Source organism: Planomonospora corallina, from assembly GCF_042650625.1.
Classification (GTDB): Bacteria; Actinomycetota; Actinomycetes; order Streptosporangiales; family Streptosporangiaceae; genus Planomonospora_B; species Planomonospora_B corallina.
In genome coordinates, this window is the sequence record NZ_JBHSBM010000011.1 from 185,805 (window position 1) to 205,268 (window position 19,464).

Here is a 19,464-nt window from a genome sequence, read left to right on the forward strand (position 1 = left end):
GCGGGCCCNNNNGGCCCGCCGGATCAGCCCCGGAGCACGCCGAGCAGGCGGGCGACCTCGGCGGCGACGGCGTCACGGCCCGCCTTCACGTACCCGCGGGGGTCGACGGCCCGCTCGTCGGCGGCCAGGCGGTCGCGGATCGCCCGGGTGAACACCCTGTTCAGGTGCGTGGCGATGTTGATCTTCTTCATGCCGTGCCGTACGGCGGCGCGCAGGGTGTCGTCCGGCACGCCGGAGGAGCCGTGCAGCACGAGCGGCACGGGCACCGCCCCGCGCAGCTCGGCGATCAGGGCGAGATCGAGCACGGCGTCGCGCGTCGTCATGGCGTGGGAGCTGCCGACGGCGACGGCGAGGGCGTCGACGCCGGTGCGGGCCACGTAGCCGGCGGCCTCGTGCGGTCTGGTCCGCACCCCGGGCGCGTGCACGCCGTCCTTCCCGCCGATCTCGCCGAGTTCGGCCTCCACCCACACCCCCCGCCCGTGGCACCAGGCGGTGACCTCGGCGGTGAGCGCCGCGTTCTCCTCGTCGGGCAGCGCGGAGGCGTCGAACATGACCGAGCCGATCCCCAGCGCCACGGCCTCCTCGACGAGCGCGCGGTCGCGGGCGTGGTCTAGGTGGACGGCCACGTCCGCCGAGGAGGCCCGGGCGACGGCGAGCGAGGCGGCGGCCACGGGGGCGAGCGCGCCGTGGTAGCGCACGCAGTTCTCGCTGATCTGCAGCACGACCGGGGCGCCCGCGGCCTCCGCCCCGGCGACGATCGCCTCGGCGTGCTCCAGGTGGATGACGTTGAAGGCGCCGACGCCCGCGGTGGCGCCGCGGACGATGTCGCCGGTTCCGACGAGGGGCATGACGGGGGCCTTTCGGGTGGTGGGGGTGTGCCGCGGCGGTCGCGGCGGGGGTTCACGGGGCCGCGGGCTCGACCCTGATCCGGGGACGGACGGCCCGGAGCACCTCGGGATCGACGTCTCCGGCGACCGGTACGGCCACCGCCGCGGCGCCCAGCGCCGCCGCGAGACGGAGCCGCTCCGGCCAGGGCGTGCCCTCCACCAGGCCCAGGGCCAGCCCGGCGACCAGCGCGTCCCCGGCTCCGGTCGGGTTGCCCTCCACCCGGTACGGCATGGCGGCCCGCCAGGAGCCCTCGGCGGTCGCGGCCAGCAGCCCGCCGGCGCCGAGCGAGACGACGACCGCTCCGGCCCCGGCCCGCCGGAGCTCCTCGGCGCCGCGGAGCGCGGCCTGGTGAGCGTCCTCCTCCCGGTGGGGGTCGCGCACGGCCTGCCCGTCATGCGCGATATGTCCGTCACGCATGGTCTGCCTGTCATGTGCGGTATATCCGTCGCGCACGGTCCGCCTGTCATGTGCGGCTCGTCCGCCGCGCACGGTCCATCCGGGGGCGGCGGGCGCCGCGGAGCCGCTCCCCGCGCCGGCCAGGGCCCGGGCGAGCTCCTCGGCGTTGGGCTTGACGATCGCCGGCCGGCCGGCCGGGGCGTTCCGGAGCGCCTCGCCGTCGGCGTCCACGATCACCGGGACGCCCCGGTCGCGGGCCCGGGCGGCGAGGACGGCGTAGAAGCCGGCGGGGACGCCGGGCGGCAGGCTCCCGGAGACCACCACGGCCGCGGCCGAGCCGAGCCGGGTGTCGAAGCCGTCGAGGAACGCGGCCAGTTCTCCGGCGGAGACGACCGGACCCGGCTCGTTGAACAGGGCGGTCCTGGAAGCGGAGACGCGCCCGTGCGGCGGGGGCGCGCCGGGTTCGCCGTACGGGGCGGTCCGGGGTCCGGCCGGGGCGAGGTCGCGGACGGCGAGGGTGGTGCGGGACTCCCCGGCGATCCGGGTGAGCGCGGCGGGCAGCCCGGCCGCGGCGAGGTCGGCCTCGGCGGCCAGACCGGTCGCGCCGCCGGACAGACCGGTGACGAGGACGTCACGGCCGAGCCGGGCGAGCACCCGGGCGACGTTGACGCCCTTTCCCCCCGCCCTGCGGTGCACGGCCCGGACCCGGTTGACGCCGTCCCAGTCGACGCCGTCGGCGGTGTAGGTGACGTCCAGGGCGAGGTTGAGCGTGACGGTCAGGATCGTGCCGCGGGGGGAGGGGGGTGGGGTCATCTTCTAGGGTTCCGTGATCCAGTTTCCGTGTCTCATGACGCCGGCGACCTCCAGGTCGTCGCTGAGGACCACCAGGTCGGCCCGCTTGCCGGCCGCGACGGAGCCGAGGTGGCCGTCGAGGCCGAGCAGCCGGGCGGGGGTGAGCGAGGTGATCTCGGCGGCCTCGGGCAGGGAGAGGCCGAGCTCGCGGACGGCACGCCGGAAGGCGGCGTCCATGGTCAGGGTGGAGCCGGCGATGGAGCCGAGCCGCCCGTCCTCACCGGCCAGCCGGGCGACGCCGCCGGTCACGTCCACCTTCAGCGCGCCGAGGTCGTATCTCCCGTCGCCCGCCCCGGCCGCCGCCATCGCGTCGGTGACGAGCGCCGTACGGCCGGGCCCGGCGGCGCGGTAGGCGAGGCGGAGCATCGCCGGGTGGACGTGCACGCCGTCGTTGACCAGCTCCACGGTGACGCGCTCGTCCTCCAGCAGCGCCGCGACCGGGCCGGGGTCGCGGTGGCCGAGCTGCGGCATCGCGTTGTAGAGGTGGGTGGCGACGCTGGCGCCCGCCTCGATGCCCTCGATCGTCCGCTCGTAGCCGGCCTCGCTGTGCCCGAGCGCGGCGAGCACGCCGCTCGCGACGGCCTCCCGGACGGTGTCCAGGGCGCCCGGCAGCTCGGGGGCGATGGTGAGCATCCGCACCTGCCCGCGCCCGGCCTTCACCAGCCGGGCGAGCTCCTGCGGGGAGGGCTCGCGGAGCAGGGCGGGGTCGTGCGCGCCGCAGCGGGAGGCGGCGATGTAGGGGCCCTCCAGGTGGATCCCGGCGAGCAGGCCGTCCTCGCACAGGTCGGCGAGGGCGGAGGCGGCCCTGGCGAGGTCCTCCAGCGGGGCGGTGACCAGGCTGGCCATGAGCGTGGTGGTGCCGTGCCGGGCGTGCAGGGCCGCGGCCCGGCGCGCCTGCTCCGGGTCGCCGGTGGGGAAGGAGGCGCCCGCCCCGCCGTGGTTGTGGACGTCGACGAAGCCGGGCACGACGTACCGGCCGCCGAGGCCGAGGCCCGGTCCCGGCGCGGTCCCCCGCCCGACGTGGGTGATGCGGCCGTCTTCGATGGTCAGCCAGCCGTCGTGGACACCGCCGGGGGTGACGACGCGGGCGTCGGCGAGTGTGATGCTCATGGCCTCATCCTCTCCCGCCCGCTCCGGGGGCCCGATCATCGGGTTTCCGGGGCGGGGAGGATCACCGAGCGGGTCAGGTGGAGCGGGCGGTCCGGGTCGAGGCCCCGGGCCAGGGCCCTGGCCACCGCCACCCGCTGGACGCGCACCAGCTCGGCCATCGGGTCCAGGCCGCCGGCCAGGAACGTGCCGCCGGTGGCCTCCACCTCCTCGCGCAGCCTCTCGGGGGCCTCGCCGAGCATCCAGGTGACGCGGCCGGGCCCGGCGATGCTGATCGGGCCGTGCCGGTACTCCATCGCGGGGTAGGCCTCGGTCCAGGCGCGGCAGGCCTCGCGCATCTTCAGCGCGGCCTCCAGGGCCAGGCCGCAGGTCCAGCCGCGGCCCAGGAACGTGAGCTGCTCGGCGGCGAGCGGCTCGGGGGCGAGCGGCTCGGCGAGCGCGCGTTCGGCGTCGGCGATCGCGGCGGTCAGGTCCTCGCCGAGGTGGGCGCGGAGCAGGGCGAGCTGGGTGGTGGCGAAGCGGGTCTGCACGACCGAGGCCTCGTCGGCGAAGTCGAGGACGACGGTCCGGCCGGCCAGGGTCGTCACCGGGGTGTCCGGGTCCGCGGTGATCGCGGTGCTCCGGGCGCCGGTGCTCTTCAGCAGCTCCAGCACCTCGGTGGTGGTGCCGGAGCGGGTCAGCGCGAGGATCCGGTCGTAGGAGCGGCCGGTGGGCGCCTCGGAGGCGGCGAAGGCGTCGGTCTCGCCGTGCCCGGCGCGCTCGCGCAGCGCGGCGTAGGCCTGGGCGACGAACCAGGAGGTGCCGCAGCCGACCACGGCCACCCGTTCGCCCGGCTGTGGGAGGGCGTCCACCGGGACCTCGCCGACGGCGCGGCGCCAGCACTCCGGCTGGGAGGCGATCTCTGCTTCGGTGTGGGTGGTCACGACAGGCCTCCGCTTCGGTCCATTTGTGAGTGTTTTATAGCAGAAATGAGCAAGATTGTGCAGAGGTGGGTTTTGATCCGGCGGTGTGGCAGTCTGGGGCCGTGAGCGAGCGAACGGCGGGCGGGGCGGCCCTGCTCGTGCGGCCGGTGGAGGAGGCCGCGTGAGCAGATACGAGCGCTGGAACGCGATCCTGGAGCTGCTCGCGCGCGAGGGCCGCCTGAGCGTCGAGCAGGCCGCCGAGGCGCTGGACGTCTCCAGCGCGACGATCCGGCGCGACTTCGACCAGCTGGCCCAGCAGCAGATGCTCATGCGCACGCGGGGCGGGGCGGTCGCGCAGAGCGTGAGCTACGACCTGCCGCTGCGTTACAAGACCGCGCGCCACGCCGGCCAGAAGCAGCGCATCGCCGAGGCCGCCGCCGCGCTGGTGGCGCCGGGGGCGGTCGTCGGGATGAACGGCGGCACGACCACCTCGGAGGTCGCCCGGGCCCTGGCGGTCCGGGCCGACCCGGAGATCGGCTTCACCATCGTCACCAACGCCCTGAACATCGCGGCCGAGCTGACCGTGCGCCAGAACGTCAAGATCGTCGTGACGGGCGGGGTGGCGCGGCCGCAGTCCTACGAGCTGATCGGCCCGCTGGCCTCGGAGGTGCTGGAGCGGATCACGCTGGACATCGCGTTCCTGGGCGTGGACGCCATCGACGCCGGCGGCGCCTTCGCCCACCACGAGGGCGAGGCGAGCGTCAACGACCTGCTGATCGGCCGGGCGGCCGAGGTGGTCGTGGTCGCGGACGCCTCCAAGGTCGGCCGGCGGGCCTTCGCCCGGATCTGCACGCTGGACGCCGTCGGCACCCTGATCACCGACGAGAGCCTCTCCGACGAGGACGCGGCGCGCTTCACCGACGCGGGCGTCAAGGTCGTCCGCGCCTGACCGGATCCGCCGTGGCGCGAATCACCATGGGCCTGACTACCCGCCGGTAGTGATACACAGGGCGCAGGGGTACATATCCCGGGCAAGACGAAGGTTCGCGTACCCCCGGGGGGAAGTGCAGCATGACGGCGCGCATGGGCACCGCACGGCTCGGCCCGGCCGAGAGGTCCGCCGCACTCGCGGAGATGGCGGCCGCCGAGCTCGACGTGGTGGTGATCGGCGGCGGGGTCGTCGGCGCCGGGGTCGCGCTCGACGCGACGACCCGCGGGCTCAGCGTCGGGCTCCTGGAGGCCCGCGACTTCGCCTCCGGGACCTCGTCCCGGTCCTCCAAGCTGATCCACGGCGGCCTGCGCTATCTGGAGCAGCTCAACTTCGACCTGGTGCGGGAGGCGCTGCAGGAGCGCGCGCTGCTGCTGCAGCGGATCGCCCCGCACCTGGTGCGGCCGGTGCCGTTCCTGTTCCCGCTGACCCACTTCGGCTGGGAGCGGCCGTACGTCGGCACCGGGCTGGTGATGTACGACACGCTGGGCTACTCCGCCGGCCTGACCCGCGGTGTGCCCGGCCACCGCCACCTGTCGCGCAGGCGGGCGCTCCGCCTGGCCCCCGCGCTGCGCCGTACCGCCTTCTCCGGCGCGGTGCAGTACTGGGACGCCCAGGTGGACGACGCCCGCTACGTGATGACCATGCTGCGGACGGCCTCCGGGTACGGCGCGCACGTCGCCTCCCGGGCGCAGGTGACGGGTTTCCTGCGGGAGGGGGAGCGGGTCACCGGGGTCCGGGTGCGCGACCTGGAGAGCGGGACCGACCTGCAGGTGCGGGCCCGGCAGGTGGTCAACGCCACCGGCGTGTGGACCGACGAGATCCAGGAGCTGGTGGGCGGGCGCGGGCAGATCCACGTGCGCGCCTCCAAGGGCGTGCACCTGGTCGTGCCGCGCGACCGGATCCACTCGCTCACCGGGATCATCCTGCGGACCGAGAAGTCGGTGCTGTTCGTGATCCCCTGGGGCCGGCACTGGATCATCGGCACCACCGACACCCGCTGGGACCTGGACAAGGCCCACCCGGCGGCCTCCCGCTCCGACATCGACTACGTCCTGGAGCACGTCAACGCGGTGCTCTCGGTCCCGCTCACCCGCGACGACGTCGAGGGCGTCTACGCGGGCCTGCGCCCGCTGCTGTCGGGGGAGTCGGAGGAGACCTCCAAGCTCTCCCGCGAGCACGTGGTGGCCCACCCGGTGCCCGGGCTGGTCATGGTGGCCGGCGGGAAGTACACCACCTACCGGGTCATGGCGAAGGACGCGGTGGACGCGGTCGCGCACGGCCTGCACCAGCGGGTCCCGCCCTCCTGCACCGACCGTGTGCCGCTGGCCGGCGCGGAGGGCTACCAGGCCCTGTGGAACTCCCGCGAGCGGCTGGCCCGCTCCTCCGGGCTGCACGTGGCGCGGATCGAGCACCTGCTCCAGCGGTACGGTTCCATGATCGACGAGGTGCTGGCGCTGATCGAGCGGGATCCGGCGCTCGGCCACCCGCTGACCGGGGCGGACGACTACCTCCGGGCCGAGGTCGTCTACGCCGCCACCCACGAGGGTGCCCGGCATCTGAACGACGTGCTGACCCGGCGCACCCACATCTCGATGGAGACCTTCCACCGCGGCCTGGCCGTGGCCGAGGAGGCCGCCGGGCTGCTCGCCGGTCCGCTGGGGTGGGACGACGAGCAGGTCAAGCGGGAGATCGAGCACTACACCAAGCGCGTGGAGGCGGAGCGGCTCTCCCAGGAGCAGGACACCGACCACGAGGCCGACGCCATCCGCCTCGGCGCCCCCGACATCGTCCCCGTCGCGGCCCCGGAGACCAGCACGGCGTGAGGCGCGGTGTTCAGGCGGTGGTCGGCCGGTAGGTGAGGACGACGACGCCGGAGTCGAAGGTGGTGCTGTCGGCCAGTTCGACGCCGGTGACGCCGGCGGGGCGGAACAGCGGTTCCCCCTCGCCCTTGAGGACGGGGTAGATCCACACCTTGTACTCGTCCAGCAGGCCGTGCCGGGCGAGGTCGTCGGTGAGCCGTCCGTTGCCCCAGATCAGGATGTCCTTGCCGTCCTGCTCCTTGAGCTTGGCGACCTGTGCGGCCAGGTCGTCGCCGGGGATGACGACGGTGGGGTCCCAGGCGCCCGTGTCGACCGGCTGGGAGGCGACGACGTACTTGGTCATGGCGTTGACGTGGTCGGCGTAGGGGTTGCCGCCCATGTTCGGCCAGGCCTGGGCCATGCCCTCGTAGGTGACGCGGCCCAGCAGCAGGGCGTCGCAGCCGGTGGTCATGGCGAAGGCGTAGGCCATCGCGTCCTGGCTGTTGTGCTGCATGGACCACAGGTGCGGGTTGTCGATGAAGCCGTCGAGGGTGCTGTAGGTGGAGGCGATGATCTTCCGCATGTCGGGGTCCTTCCCTGGGCCGGTGGCGATCCGTTGATGAGGACGATATAGTCATGATTATTGATAGTCAAGATTCTTGATTGAATTTCCGGGAGCCGACATGCGAAGCGAGAACCCACCGCCCGACCTGGGCATGCTGATCGGCCGGCTGATGCGTGCGATCCAGGAGGAGCTGTTCGAACGCCTCGCCGAGCAGGGGCACCCCGATGTCCGGCCCCGGCACGGTTCGGTCCTGGCCCATCTCGGCCCGTACGGAGCGCGCGCCACCGACCTGGCCGAACGCTCCGGCCAGCACAAGCAGATCGTCGGCACGATCGTCGACGAGCTCGTCCGGCTCGGCTACGTCCGCCGCGAGCCCGACCCCGCGGACCGGCGCGCCAAACTCGTCGTCCTCACCGACCACGGCCGCGACGAGGTCGCCAGGGCGCGCGCCATCCTCGCCGCGATGGAGCGCCGCCACGAGCAGGCCCTCGGCGGCGCCGCGTACGTGGACTTCAAGGAGATGCTCCAGCAGGTCACCGAGCGTCAGCGCGCCTGGCGGGACCACGGTGACCACCCCCGCGCCGCACCGGACTAGAGCCTCCGGCGGGTGATCGGGCTCCGTCGCGGGTCCCCGAGGGTCCGCCGGAGGTCCGCCGTGGGTCCGCCGGAGGTCCGTCACGGGGCCAGAGTGGCCGTCACCTCGAGTCCGCCCTCCGGGAGGGGACGTGTCTCCAAGGTGCCGTGGTGGGCCTCGACGATGGCGGCGACGATCGACAGGCCCAGCCCGAGGCCGTCGCCGACGGCCTTCCTGCCGCTCTCCAGGCGCTGGAAGGGCTGCAGGAGCAGGGCGACCCGGTCGGGCGGGATCACCGGGCCGCTGTTGGAGACGGTGACGGCCGGACGGCCGGAGCGCACGGCGGTCGCCACCCTGACCCAGCCCCCGGGCACGTTGTGGCGCAGGGCGTTGTCCAGCAGGTTGGCGACCAGGCGTTCGACGAGTGCGCGGTCGCCGGAGGCGGGCGCCGGGCGGAGCGCGGACTCGACGCGGAGCCCCGGACCGGGATGCTGGGCGAGGGCCCGTCCGGCGATCTCGGCCAGATCGAAGGGCTCCCGGCGGTCCAGGCCCTGCTGGCCGCGGGCCAGGGTGAGCAGTGCCTCGATGAGCCGTTCCTGGTGCCGCCCCGCGGCCAGCACGCGTTCCAGCACGGCCCGCAGCGCCTCGGCGCCGGCCTCCGGGTCGGCGAGCGCGACCTCCGCCATGGCCTGCTGCAACGTCAGCGGGGTCCGTAGTTCGTGGGAGGCGTTGGCCACGAACCGCCGCTGCGCGGTGAACGAGGCCTCCAGCCGGTCGAGCAGCTCGTCGAAGGTGTCGGCCAGCTCCTTCAGCTCGTCGTCCGGCCCGGACACGGCCAGCCGGCGGTCCAGCCGGTCGGCCGTGATGCGCCGGACGGTGGCCGTGATGTCGCCCAGGGGACGCAGCACCCGTCCGGCCGCGAACCAGCCCAGCAGCATCGACGCGAACGCCATGAAGGCCAGTGCGATCAGGGAGTTGACCAGGAGCCGGCGCGCGTTCCCGGCCTGCTGCCCGGCCCCCGGGAGGGCCCGGGGCTCCAGGGGCTCCAGGGGCTCCGGAGCGGGCGGTGCGGGTCCCGCCGACGGTGCGGGTCCCGCCGGTGGTTCGAGGAAGGCGGGCGGTGCGGGGACGGCGGGCGGTGTGGGGGCCTCCGGTGGTCCGGGGAAGGGGGAGTACTGGACGAGGAGGTAGATGAGGGCGACCAGCAGCACCCCGGCCGCCAGGAACAGACCGCTGTAGAGCAGGGTCAGTCGGAGCCGTATCGTCCGCCTCGCCCCGATGACCGGGAACGGGCGCGCCGCCCGCCTCAAATCCGGTACCCGGCCTGCGGGACCGTCTCGATCAGCGGCGGATCGCCGAGCTTGCGGCGGAGCCGGCTGACCGTCACCTTCACGGTCTGCGTGAACGGGTCGGCGAACTCGTCCCAGCACCGCTCCAGCAGTTCCTCGGCGGAGACCACGGCGCCTCCGGCGGCCAGCAGCAGCTCCAGCACGGCGAACTCCTTGGGGCTCAGCGACAGCCGCAGCCCGGCCCGGGTGGCGACCCGGGAGGCGGGGTCGAGGCGCAGGTCGCCGTGGACGAGCACCGGCGGCAGGGCCGGGTGCGCCCGCCTGGTCAGCGCCCGGATCCGGGCGACGAGCTCGGCGAAGGCGAACGGTTTGGGAAGGTAGTCGTCGGCTCCGATGCCCAGCCCGCTCACCCGGTCGTCGATCGTCCCGGCGGCGGTGAGCATCAGCACCCGCGCCGGGTCGCCGGTGCGGACCAGCGTCCTGCACACCTCGTCACCGTGCAGGCCGGGCAGGTCCCGGTCGAGGACGACGACGTCGTAGCGGTTGACGGAGGCGCGATCGAGCGCGGTCTCGCCGTCCAGCGCCACGTCGACGGCCATGCCCTCGCGGCGCAGTCCCGTGGCCACCGTGTGGGCCAGCTCTTCGTGGTCCTCGACCACCAGCACTCTCATGATCTTCCCAGGATGCCCTCCATGTGGTTACAGCCGGGTAACCGTCCGCCGTTCCCGGCCGGTAACCGACCACCGGCTTCCCTTGGTCGTGTCGACGGCAACGAAGGGAACCACCATGAGCAGTTCGGCGATCACAAGAGTGACCCTCGCGGCGGCGGTCCTCGTCCTGTGCCTGGGCCACGCCGTCGGGACGATCGGCGCGGCCGGGCCGCCCGAGCCCCCGGGGCCGCCGGCGGCCCCGGGGGCGGCCGCGTTGCCCGGGCCGCCTCCGTTCCCTGCGCCTGCGGGACCGGTCACCCACCCGGCTCCGCCCGCGCCCCCGGCTCCGCCCGTGCCCCCGAGGCCGTTCTGAGCGGCTCCGGCACCGTTCTCATCGGCTCCCGCCGGGCACGCCGTACGGCTCCCGCCCGGAGGCGGGAGCCGTACGCGACGCGCGTCAGCGGGCGTCAGCGGGCGCCAGTGGGGGTCAACGGGGGTCAGCGGGCGTCAGCGGGCGTCAGCGGGTGTCAGCGGGTGAAGGCCTGGAACTCGGCGGCGCGCACCTGGTCGCGGGCGGGGCTCGCGGTGGCGCAGTCGGTGGCCGAGCGCGGGTCGGCGTCCTGCTCGCCGGCGTAGCGCGGGTTGCCGGTGCACTGGGTGGAGACGGCGCGCAGGGCCAGATGGGTGGCCTTCGTCGCCGGGATCCTGAAGGACTCGATCAGCAGGTCGGCGCCCCGGGGACGGGGGAGCCGGGTGTCGAACGCGTCGGCCGGGCTGGTGTAGACGACCGAGAAGGACTCCGGCTTCGAGCAGTCCTTCCTGGTGGCGTCGCAGGCCAGGACCTCGAAGGCGCGCAGGGCGCTGAAGCGGTTCTGGCCGCCCGGGTCGGCGGGGTCGTTCACGTTGGGCCGGAGCATGGCGCTGATCTGGACCCGGCGGACCTTGACCGGCTCGGATCCGGCCAGGTCCACGGTCACGGTCCTCCCCGCGACCGGCCCGGTCAGCGAGGCCCAGTTCGTGCTCTCGGTCTCGTCGATCAGCTTGTCGTGGTTGACGCCGTCGCCCGCGGCCGTGGCGCCCCGCGCCGCCGAGGCGACGTTCTCCGCGGGGGCGAGCGGGAGCGGGAGCGTCACCCCGGGCAGCACCGCGAACCTCACCCGGGTGTGGCCGTGGCCGGCGCCGACGACCAGGAAGTCGTAGGCGCCCGGGGTCATCTCCACGGTGTCGCCGAGCTCGGTGGCCGGGTCGGTGTCGGCGACCGGCACGGCGCGGCCCTCGTAGTCGCCGACGTAGAGCCGGAGCGCGGCCTTCTTCGCCCCGCCGAGCGGCGCGAGCCTGAGCTTGCCGTTCCTGCCGACCGGGTCGGCGAAGCCGGGCGTCGGGTCGGGATCGTTCTGGTTCAGGCTGGCCGCGCCCTCGCCGAGGCCGTGCCGGGCGAACGCCCGCCACATGATGTCCTGGTTCTTCCCGCCGAAGCGGATGGCGTCGGCGGCGAGCAGCGCGTCGCGGTGGTCGACGTAGCTGACCGCGCCGGAGGCCATCAGCAGCAGCGCGTCGAAGGACAGCTGCGCCCAGCGGCGGTTGCCGGGGCACCTGTCCACCGGGGTCCTCCCGTCGGCGCAGGCGCGCTGGACGGCGGGGGTGCCCTTGCCGTACCGCTTGAGGAAGGCCTCGCGCACGGAGAACTGGGTGGCGCTCCAGATCTCGCCGTCGGCGTGGACCTGCTGCCCGACGAGGTCGTAGCCGATGTCGCTGTAGTTCAGCGGGGACTTCGACATGTCGTGGTTGCGGATGCCGGCCTTCTTGTCGCCGGTGACGTAGCCGCCGGTCACGTACGGCGTCTCGCCCGCGGGGCGGAAGCCGTACTCGTAGAGGTACTCCATGGCCAGCAGGTCGGAGGTGCTCTCGTTCATCGCGCCGGGCTGGGCGCCGCTCCACCCGGCGTTCGGGCCGGCGACCATGCGGCCGGAGATGGCGTGGCCGTACTCGTGGCCGATCACCGACATGTCGTAGTCGCCGTCCACGCAGGGCGAGTAGAACGAGCCCGCGACCGGCTGCCACAGGTACATGTTGGTGATCGGGGCGACGCCGTCGGGGCCGGTGATCTGGTTGGCGTTGTCGCGCACGTCGGCGTGGCGCGCCCCGGCCTGGGCGTTGCCCTGCTCGGGGTCGCCGCCGAGGCCGCCGCGCTCGCCGTTGTCGGCCTGCATGTTCCAGGCGGTCTCGGTGAAGCCGAGCCGGTAGGACCAGTCGTGCATGCGGTTGTGCATGACGTGCAGGTTGGCGATCGCCGCCTCCAGGTCGGCCTCGCCCGGCTGGTCGAGGACGGCGGGGTCGCACCTGGCGGCGTACCAGGCGTTGGTCCAGGGGTAGGCGTAGTTCCGGGACGGGGTGGCGACGTTGCCCCGGGTGCCGACCGAGTAGGGGTTGGCGCTCTCGCGGTTCTCCACGGTCCTGGCCGCGTTGCCGGTGCTGGTGCCGGTGGACGCGTCCGTGGCGTGGTCGGCGTCCCAGGCCTTCCCGGTGGCCGGGTCGCCGCCCGCCACGTGGTCGCAGCCCGGTCCGGAGGCCAGGCACCACCGGGAGCGGGTGTCGGTGGAGGAGTAGTCGGCGGGCGGGTTGGCCGGGAAGGCCTCCCACTGCGGGTTGTCCGGCTCGAAGTGGTGGTCCACGAGGTTCTCGCGGGTCAGGATCTCGCCGCTGACCGCGTCCACATGGGTGGTGTAGGCGGCGGGCTCGCCCTCGCCGCCGCCGATCAGCACCACCTGGTAGGCGCGGTGCGTGCCGTCGGGCGCGGGCACGGCGACCGGGGTGGCCTGCTTGACGGTCGCGGTGGCCAGGTCGATCCCGCCGTCGCGGGCCGCGGCCTGAAGCGCCTGCTGCCCGGTGAGCGCGGCGGCGGGGGGAGCCGCGGTGGAGCGGGAGAGCGTCGAGGTGACGTGGTGGACCCTGCCGCCGTTCACACCGACCACGACCTGGCCGTCCACGCCCGCGGGCAGGTCGCCGAAGCGCTGCCGGAGCAGTACGGCGTGGCCGTCCCCGATCGGGTTGACCGCGACCTTCTCCAGCGCGTCCACGGCCTCGGGGGGCAGGCCGAAGAGGCTCTCGTTGGCCTTCAGGTAGGCGCGGGCGGCCTGTTCGGGGTCGTCGCCGAGCCCTTCGGCCAGCGGCGCGGAGCCGGTGACGACGGCCGGGGTGCCGAGGGCGTTCCAGCGGACCGTCGTGGCGCCGGTCTTCTTGGCGAGCGCGGCGGCCGGGGGCTCGACGGCGCCGCGCCGGTTGTCGACGTCGGGCTTCCCGTGCTGCTCGGCCTGGAAGTCGAGCAGGCCGGCGGCGGGGTCGGCGGAGCGGCTCTGGGCTGCCCCGGGGAGGGGGAGGACGAGGGAGGGGAGTGCGAGGGACGCCGTCGCGGCGGCGACGACGGTCAGACGTGACCAGGACCTTCTCGGCACAGGGGGATTGCTCGACACCGGGCCTCCTGCGAGGGGCGGCCGTCATTGGCCGTGCCACGTGTGGATCACGTGCGCTGCACACGAGGCAACACCGGTTCACAGTCTCTGACAAGATCTTGTAAAGGCTGATATATCGGTGTTATACAGGTTTCCTGTGTGTGGTGCCGGGTGGTACCCGGGTGCGGCGCGGTCCCCCGTTCTCAGGCGGGGCCGCGCCGTACGGCCGGACCGGAGACCCGGTCGCGCCGTACGGCCGGACCGGAGATCCGGCCGCGCCGTACGGCCGGGCAAGCGGGCCGGGTCGTACGGCCGTGCCCGCGCCGTACGGCACGCCGGGAGGGGAAAGGTCAGTCGAACGGGATCCAGGCCCGCTCCGCCAGGCCGTCCAGGGTGTGGACCGCCAGGCCGAGGTCGGAGACCGTCCAGAGGTCGTCGCCGATCACGACCGAGCGGCGGATGCCCGGGTCGTGGGGGGCGAAGCGGGTGCTGTCCACCGGCTTCGGCTCGGGGTGGACGACCGTGCCGGCCTTCGTGACGGCGGAGTCGCCGACCTTCAGCACCAGCGCGGCCCCGGTGGTCTGCCCGGCGCCGTTCCAGGAGCTCAGCGGCAGCACGGCCGTGCCCGCCGGCGCCCAGTAGAGGAAGGCGTGCGGGTCCCACTCGGCCTCGGAGCCGGAGTCCTTCTGGAAGAACTGCGCCAGCCGGCGCGGGGCGGCCGGGTCGGAGACGTCGAAGAGGGAGACCTGGGTGCCGAGCGTGCGGCCCTGCTCGCTCGCCTCCTGGCCGATGCCGATCAGCCGCCCGTCGCCCGCCGGGTGCAGGTAGGCCGAGTAGCCGGTGATCTTCAGCTCGCCGGTCTTCTTCGGGGCGTCCGGATCGCGCAGGTCGAGCACGTAGAGCGGGTCCACCTGCCGGAACGTCACCACGTAGCCGACGGGGCCGATGAAGCGGACCGAGTAGATGCGCTCGCCCTCGCCCAGGCCGCCGACCTCGCCGGCCTTCGCCAGGGTGTCGGCGCGCAGCACGTAGACGGCGCTGGAGCTGCTCTTGGCGGTCTCCGAGGTGGTCGCGACCCGCAGGTGCCCCTCGTGCTCGGAGAGCGAGTACTGGTTGAGCAGCCGGCCCGGGACCTTGCCCGAGGCGACGTAGCGGGGCGCGCCCGGCGCGGTGACGTCGAACCGGTGGACCTCGGTCTCCTCCGGGGGCGGGGCCGGGGCGGCGGGCGTCTCGGACGCGGCGGGCGTCTCGGACGCGGCGGGCGGCTCGGTGGCGGGCGGGACGGCCGTCGGGGTGGCGGGCGCTCCGGTGGGTGCTCCGGTGGCCGACGCGGCGGGGGCGGGGGGCGCGGCGGTCGTGGTGGCGGGGGCCGGGGCGGTCGTGGTGGCGGGCGGCGGGTCGGCCGGGAACGGGACGGTCTCCTCGGCCGGGGTCGGCTCCTCCTTCGGCGCGACCGCCCGCCCGGGCCGGGGCTCGGGGTTCTCCTCGATGATCACGTCGGTCGGCATGACCGACCACCAGTGCGGGTTGCTGGTCACGTACAGGCTGGAGCCGGTGCCGTAGACGGTGTCGCCGTCGGCGACCAGGCCGATCGGAGCGCTCTCGTCCAGGGCCCGCGCCCCGGCGTCCAGGTCGAGGCTGTGCACGGTCAGCAGCGAGGTCCCGGTGTACTCCTCGGGGTGGCTGACCTGCCCGCAGCCGACCGTGCGCTTCTCCGTCCGGCCGTCCGCCCCCGTCACCTCGTACGTCGGCAGCCACGCCTCGATGGGGGCCTTCCGCACGGCCTCGGCGTTCCTGCGGGTCCGCTCGGCCTCGGTGGCGTCGGGACCGGCGTCGGGGAAGGTGATCGCGGGCTGGCTGCGGACCACGAGCCGGACCGTCGAGCCGACCATGCGCGCGTCCACGTGCGCCCCGTCCGGGGTGATCGAGCCGACCACCTCCGGCTTCCCGGACAGGTCGACGAGCACGTAGCGCGGGCCCGGGCTCGGGGCGATCTTGGCGGTCGCGCCGTACGGGAGGATCCCGCCGCCGGAGAAGAGCACCAGGGCGCGGTCCCCGCTGACCAGCAGGTCGGCCGGGGCCCAGGCGTGCTCCTCGCCGGTCAGGCGCAGGGTGCCGGTCACCTTCCGGGTGGCGGTGTCCACCACGCGCAGCACGCCCCGGCTCACCGTGATCATCCGTCTGCCGTCGGTCTTCACCAGGTCGGGCTCGTCGACCCCGGCCTCGTGGGTGTTGGTGGTGGAGTGCGCGGGCGCGCCCTGCTTGGCGGAGGTGGCGGCGCTGCTGTCGGCTCGCGCCTCGGCCATGCCGAACGGGATCGGCCCGCCCAGTCCCCACGGCCCGACGCGCTCGGCCGCCGCGGCGCGCAGCCCGGCGAGCATGTCGTCGCAGCCGCTGTAGGCGACCAGCCGCACGTCGCCCAGATCCACCGGGGCCGTACGGCCCGCGCCGGAGCCCGCCGGGGTCCCGGTGCAGGCCGTGGCGAGCAGCAGGACGGCGGCCACGCCGGCGGCCGTACGGCCGCCCCCGCGGATGGCCGTACGGATGGCCGTGCGGGTGGACGTGCGGGCGGTCACCGCGGCGCCGGCCGTGCGAATCGATGTCCTCATGCCCTCCACGACGGATCCATGACCTGCCCGGTTCAACGATCTACCGACCAGTAGCCGTAAACGGTTCTACCGAATACCCTTCGGCCATGGCTGCCACTCTCGGAGCGACCCGGACGCTCGACCCCCGGATGATCGAACGCGTCGTCCGCCAGGTGACCTCCGGCGGGAAGACGCAGGAGATCACCGCCCCCTTCACCGGCGAGCCCCTCGCCGAGCTGCCGATCTCGTCCGCCGAGGACGTCCGCGCCGCCCACGCCCGGGCCCGCGAGGCGCAGCGGTCCTGGGCCGGGCTGCCCGCCCGGGAGCGGGCCCGGCCCTTCCTCGCGCTGCACGACGCGATCCTGGACCGGCGCGAGGAGATCCTCGACATCGTCCAGTGGGAGACCGGCAAGGCCCGCAGGCACGCCTTCGAGGAGGTCTGCGACGTCGCGGGCTGCACCCTCTACTACGCGCGGCGCGCCCCCGGCCTGCTGGAGACGAAGCGGCGCTCCGGCCTGTTCCCGCTGGCCACCAAGGTCGCCGAGACCCGCCACCCCAAGGGGGTCGTGGCGCTGATCTCGCCCTGGAACTACCCGCTCTCGCTCGGCGTGACCGACGTCGTCCCCGCCCTGCTCGCCGGGAACGCCGTCGTCCACAAGCCCGACACCCAGACGGCCCTGTCCGCCCTGTGGACGATCGACCTGCTGGCCGAGCTCGGCATGCCCCGCGACATCTGGCAGGTCGTGCTCGGCGACCCCGCCGAGCTCGGCGACCCGCTGCTCGACGGCGCCGACTACGTGGCCTTCACCGGCTCCACCCGGACCGGCCGGAGGATCGCCGAGGAGGCCGCCAAGCGGCTCATCGGATGCTCCCTGGAGCTCGGCGGGAAGAACCCGATGATCGTCCTCGACGACGCCGACCTCGACGTGGCGGCCCAGGGGGCGCTGCGCGCCTGCTTCAGCAACGCCGGGCAGCTGTGCATCTCCATCGAGCGGCTCTACGTCCACGACCGCGTGTACGACGCGTTCACCGAGAAGTTCGTCCGGCTGGTGAAGAACATGAAGCTCGGCGCGGGCCTCGACTGGGACGCGCAGATGGGCTCGCTCACCTCCCGTCGCCAGCTGGAGGCCGTCACCGCCCACGTGGACGACGCCGTCGCCAAGGGCGCCCGGGTGCTGGCCGGCGGCCGGCCCCGCCCCGAGGCCGGCCCGCTCTTCTACGAGCCCACGGTCCTGGCCGGCGTGGACGAGAGCATGGACCTGTGCCGGGAGGAGACCTTCGGGCCGGTCGTCTCGCTCTACCGCTTCTCGACCGAGGACGAGGCGGTCGAGCGGGCCAACGACACCGTCTACGGCCTCAACGCCTCGGTCTGGACGCGGAACCCGGCGCGCGGCCGGGCGCTGGCGGCCAGGATCAAGGCCGGGACCGTCAACGTCAACGAGGGGTACGGCGCCGCCTTCGCCTCCTACGACGCGCCCATGGGCGGCATGAAGTCCTCCGGCCTGGGCCGCCGGCACGGCGCCGAGGGGCTGCTGAAGTACACCGAGGCGCAGACCGTCGCCGTCCAGGCCACCTGGCTGGGCCTCGAACCGCTGCCCGGGATGACCTACGACAGGTACGCCGAGGTGGTCACGACGCTGCTGAGGACGTTGAAGCGGCTCCACCTCAAGTGAAGGGAGTCCCCGGGGTGTTCGACTACGACGTGCTGGTGATCGGGTCGGGGTTCGGCGGGAGCGTCACCGCGCTCCGCCTGACGGAGAAGGGCTACCGGGTCGGCGTCCTGGAGGCCGGGCGGCGCTTCGACGAGCGCACCCTGCCGAAGACCTCCTGGCGGGTCCGCGACTTCCTGTGGGCGCCCGCCCTCGGCTGCAAGGGCATCCAGCGCATCCACGTGCTCCGTGGCGCGCGCGGCAGCCGGGGCTCCGGCGTCATGGTGCTGGCCGGCGCCGGGGTCGGCGGCGGCTCCCTCGTCTACGCCAACACCCTCTACGAGCCGCTGGACCCGTTCTTCGCCGACCCCCAGTGGGCGGGCATCACCGACTGGAAGGCCGAGCTGGCGCCGTACTACGACCAGGCCAAGCGCATGCTCGGCGTGGTGGTCAACCCGACCCTCACCCGCGCCGACGAGATCATGCGGAAGGTCGCCGACCGGATGGGCGTGGGCGGGACCTTCCACCGGGCCCCGGTCGGCGTCTTCTTCGGCACGCCCGGCCAGGAGGCCGACGACCCGTACTTCGGCGGCGCCGGGCCGCGCCGCAGGGGCTGCACCGAGTGCGGCGAGTGCATGACCGGCTGCCGGCACGGCGCCAAGAACATGCTGACCAAGAACTACCTCTACCTCGCCGAGAAGGCCGGGGCCAGGGTCCACCCGGAGACCACGGTCGCCGCGGTCCGCCCCCTCGGGGAGGGGAAGGGCTACGCGGTCGAGGTGCGGAAGACGGGCGCGCCCTGGAGGCGCCGCACGCTCACCGCCGAGCAGGTGGTCGTCGCCGCCGGCACGTACGGCACGCAGCGCCTGCTCCACCGCATGCGGGTCACCGGCATGCTGCCCCGCCTCTCGGCCCGGCTCGGCACGCTGACCAGGACCAACTCCGAGGCGCTGCTCGGCTTCGAACGGCTGGGCGTCAAGGGCGAGAAGCTCAACCACGGCGTGGCGATCACCTCCTCCATCCACCCCGACGCGCACACGCACATCGAGCCCGTCCGCTACGGCGACGGCTCCAACGCGATGGGCATGCTCCGCACCCTGCTGATCGACGGCGGCGGGGCGCCGCGCTGGCTGAAGTTCCTCGGCGAGGCCGCCAGGCGCCCCCACCTGCTCCCGCGCCTGTTCGACCACCGCCGGTGGTCCGAACGCACGATCATCGCCCTGGTCATGCAGGCCAAGGACAACTCCATCACCCTGTCGGCCCGCAGGGGCCCGCTCGGCGGCTGGAGGCTGCGCTCCCGGCCCGGCCACGGCGAGCCCAACCCCACCTGGATCCCGGCCGGGCACACCTTCGTCCGGCACGCCGCCGAGGAGATCGGCGGCATGCCCGGCGGCTCCTGGCTCGACCTGTTCGACATCCCCGCCACCGCGCACTTCCTGGGCGGCTGCGCCATCGGCGACTCGCCGGAGAACGGGGTGATCGACCCCTACCACCGCGTCTACGGCCACGAGGGCCTGCACGTCGTCGACGGCTCGGCGATCTCCGCCAACCCGGGCGTCAACCCCTCGCTGACCATCACCGCCCAGGCCGAGCGCGCCATGGCCCTGTGGCCGAACCGCGGCGAGGCCGACCCCCGCCCGGCCCTCGGCTCCCCCTACGCGCGGCTGGAGCCCGTCGCCCCGAAGAACCCCGTCGTGCCCGCCGCCGCCCCCGCGGCCCTGCGCCTGCCGATCGTCGGCATCAGCTGACGTCCCGGCGGGGCCGT

The 19,464-nt window shown here is 74.2% G+C and carries 14 protein-coding genes; 5 read left to right on the plus strand and 9 right to left on the minus strand.

Features of this window, described 5'->3' with window-relative positions:
- Positions 1 to 23: 23 nt before the first annotated feature.
- Genes ACFOWE_RS05825 through ACFOWE_RS05840 form a run of 4 tightly spaced genes read right to left on the minus strand, consistent with a single transcriptional unit; the run spans position 24 to position 4,166 of the window.
- Positions 24 to 848, minus strand: a complete 825-nt coding sequence (locus ACFOWE_RS05825) for a class II fructose-bisphosphate aldolase (protein ID WP_377285894.1) — start codon at positions 846 to 848, stop codon at positions 24 to 26.
- 52 nt (positions 849 to 900) lie between these two features.
- The gene (locus tag ACFOWE_RS05830) at positions 901 to 2,097 is read right to left on the minus strand and encodes a 1-phosphofructokinase family hexose kinase (protein ID WP_377285895.1); all 1,197 of its coding nucleotides are present in this window, start codon (positions 2,095 to 2,097) and stop codon (positions 901 to 903) included.
- Positions 2,098 to 2,100: 3 nt separating this feature from the next.
- A complete protein-coding gene (nagA, locus tag ACFOWE_RS05835) occupies positions 2,101 to 3,246 on the minus strand; it encodes an N-acetylglucosamine-6-phosphate deacetylase (RefSeq protein ID WP_377285896.1) in 1,146 nt (381 codons plus the stop codon).
- A gap of 35 nt (positions 3,247 to 3,281) precedes the next feature.
- Positions 3,282 to 4,166, minus strand: coding sequence for an SIS domain-containing protein (locus tag ACFOWE_RS05840; RefSeq protein ID WP_377285898.1), 885 nt, complete (start codon positions 4,164 to 4,166; stop codon positions 3,282 to 3,284).
- A gap of 160 nt (positions 4,167 to 4,326) precedes the next feature.
- On the opposite strand from ACFOWE_RS05840, the gene ACFOWE_RS05845 reads away from it, so the two are divergent.
- Positions 4,327 to 5,094: a DeoR/GlpR family DNA-binding transcription regulator gene (locus ACFOWE_RS05845; protein ID WP_377285899.1), complete on the plus strand. Its 768-nt coding sequence runs from the start codon at positions 4,327 to 4,329 to the stop codon at positions 5,092 to 5,094.
- A 122-nt stretch (positions 5,095 to 5,216) separates the two neighbouring features.
- Positions 5,217 to 6,959: a glycerol-3-phosphate dehydrogenase/oxidase gene (locus ACFOWE_RS05850; protein WP_377285900.1), complete on the plus strand. Its 1,743-nt coding sequence runs from the start codon at positions 5,217 to 5,219 to the stop codon at positions 6,957 to 6,959.
- Positions 6,960 to 6,969: 10 nt separating this feature from the next.
- On the opposite strand, the gene ACFOWE_RS05855 is transcribed toward ACFOWE_RS05850, so the two are convergent.
- Entirely contained in the window at positions 6,970 to 7,518 is a 549-nt protein-coding gene (locus tag ACFOWE_RS05855; protein WP_377285901.1) for a dihydrofolate reductase family protein, read from the minus strand.
- Positions 7,519 to 7,618: 100 nt separating this feature from the next.
- Between ACFOWE_RS05855 and ACFOWE_RS05860 the strand changes: the two genes are divergently transcribed.
- Positions 7,619 to 8,095: a MarR family winged helix-turn-helix transcriptional regulator gene (locus tag ACFOWE_RS05860; protein ID WP_377285902.1), complete on the plus strand. Its 477-nt coding sequence runs from the start codon at positions 7,619 to 7,621 to the stop codon at positions 8,093 to 8,095.
- Between the two features lie 80 nt (positions 8,096 to 8,175).
- Here ACFOWE_RS05860 and ACFOWE_RS05865 read toward each other — a convergent pair whose 3' ends face one another.
- The 4 genes from ACFOWE_RS05865 to ACFOWE_RS05880 form a co-directional block, all read right to left on the minus strand.
- Positions 8,176 to 9,384 (minus strand): sensor histidine kinase, encoded by a 1,209-nt coding sequence (locus tag ACFOWE_RS05865; RefSeq protein ID WP_377285903.1) that lies wholly within the window; start codon positions 9,382 to 9,384, stop codon positions 8,176 to 8,178.
- Complete coding sequence (locus tag ACFOWE_RS05870; RefSeq protein WP_377285905.1) at positions 9,381 to 10,034, minus strand: response regulator transcription factor; 654 nt, start codon at positions 10,032 to 10,034, stop codon at positions 9,381 to 9,383. Before ACFOWE_RS05870 ends, ACFOWE_RS05865 begins: the two co-directional genes overlap by 4 nt.
- Positions 10,035 to 10,540: 506 nt before the next feature.
- Positions 10,541 to 13,483 carry a M36 family metallopeptidase gene (locus ACFOWE_RS05875; RefSeq protein ID WP_377285906.1) on the minus strand — a complete coding sequence of 981 codons (2,943 nt, stop codon included), beginning with the start codon at positions 13,481 to 13,483 and terminating at the stop codon, positions 10,541 to 10,543.
- Between the two features lie 329 nt (positions 13,484 to 13,812).
- Positions 13,813 to 16,071, minus strand: coding sequence for a beta-propeller domain-containing protein (locus ACFOWE_RS05880; protein ID WP_377285907.1), 2,259 nt, complete (start codon positions 16,069 to 16,071; stop codon positions 13,813 to 13,815).
- Between the two features lie 86 nt (positions 16,072 to 16,157).
- Here ACFOWE_RS05880 and ACFOWE_RS05885 point away from each other — a divergent pair, with 86 nt between their 5' ends.
- Positions 16,158 to 17,723 (plus strand): succinic semialdehyde dehydrogenase, encoded by a 1,566-nt coding sequence (locus ACFOWE_RS05885; protein ID WP_377285908.1) that lies wholly within the window; start codon positions 16,158 to 16,160, stop codon positions 17,721 to 17,723.
- Positions 17,724 to 17,737: 14 nt separating this feature from the next.
- Positions 17,738 to 19,447 (plus strand): GMC oxidoreductase, encoded by a 1,710-nt coding sequence (locus ACFOWE_RS05890; protein ID WP_377285909.1) that lies wholly within the window; start codon positions 17,738 to 17,740, stop codon positions 19,445 to 19,447.
- Positions 19,448 to 19,464 lie beyond the last annotated feature (17 nt).

What these genes read in the sequence shown, in the direction of transcription:
- ACFOWE_RS05825 (WP_377285894.1), bottom strand. Translation starts at nt 848, where the DNA reads ATGCCCCTCGTCGGAACCGGCGACATCGTCCGCGGCGCCACCGCGGGC.
- ACFOWE_RS05830 (WP_377285895.1), bottom strand. Translation starts at nt 2,097, where the DNA reads ATGACCCCACCCCCCTCCCCCCGCGGCACGATCCTGACCGTCACGCTC.
- nagA (WP_377285896.1), bottom strand. Translation starts at nt 3,246, where the DNA reads ATGAGCATCACACTCGCCGACGCCCGCGTCGTCACCCCCGGCGGTGTC.
- ACFOWE_RS05850 (WP_377285900.1), top strand. Translation starts at nt 5,217, where the DNA reads ATGACGGCGCGCATGGGCACCGCACGGCTCGGCCCGGCCGAGAGGTCC.
- ACFOWE_RS05855 (WP_377285901.1), bottom strand. Translation starts at nt 7,518, where the DNA reads ATGCGGAAGATCATCGCCTCCACCTACAGCACCCTCGACGGCTTCATC.
- ACFOWE_RS05860 (WP_377285902.1), top strand. Translation starts at nt 7,619, where the DNA reads ATGCGAAGCGAGAACCCACCGCCCGACCTGGGCATGCTGATCGGCCGG.
- ACFOWE_RS05870 (WP_377285905.1), bottom strand. Translation starts at nt 10,034, where the DNA reads ATGAGAGTGCTGGTGGTCGAGGACCACGAAGAGCTGGCCCACACGGTG.
- ACFOWE_RS05880 (WP_377285907.1), bottom strand. Translation starts at nt 16,071, where the DNA reads ATGAGGACATCGATTCGCACGGCCGGCGCCGCGGTGACCGCCCGCACG.
- ACFOWE_RS05885 (WP_377285908.1), top strand. Translation starts at nt 16,158, where the DNA reads ATGGCTGCCACTCTCGGAGCGACCCGGACGCTCGACCCCCGGATGATC.